We start from the raw sequence: 524 nt of genomic DNA, 5'->3' as shown, positions 1-524 counted from the left end.
GGCGGACGCCGCAATAGGCGAGCCTGCCGGGGATATCCGTATGATAGATTCGACGTATATCAAAGCACACGCGGACGCATGCGGAGCACAAGGCGGCACTCAGGACATTAGTCGTACAAAAGGGGGCTGAACAGCAAATTACATTTGACGGTTGACGAGTATGGGATACCGGCAAGCGGCATTGTGACAAGCGGTACTGTCGCGGACTGCAGCCAAGCGCCTCTCCTTATGGAGGATTTGGAGGCGGAAGCGTTCCTTGCGGACAAAGCATATGACACGAACGAGTTGCTCGATATGCTTAAGGAAGCGGATATAGCAGCAGTCATCCCTCCGGTTAAAAGCCGAAAAGAGCACAGAGCGTACAATCATGAACTGTATCGGGCACGGCACGTCATTGAAAACGTCTTCCGTGCCCTCAAGCGCTGGCGGGGAATTGCTGCGCGCTATGCAAAGCTCACCGCTTCCTTCATCGCCGCCATTCATGTCAGGTGTTTATTCCTCTACCTTCCAGTCCACACTACCTA

At 53.8% G+C, this 524-nt stretch carries 1 protein-coding gene; it reads left to right on the top strand.

The window, feature by feature from the left end:
• Positions 1-144 precede the first annotated feature (144 nt).
• Positions 145-524 (top strand): transposase (locus tag AWU74_RS08240; RefSeq protein WP_162505100.1); only part of this gene is annotated, 380 nt, incomplete at its 3' end.

This window comes from Treponema endosymbiont of Eucomonympha sp. (genome assembly GCF_001028545.1).
The sequence above is the reverse complement of the archived record's forward strand: the minus strand, read 5'-3'. Positions and strand labels throughout refer to the sequence as shown.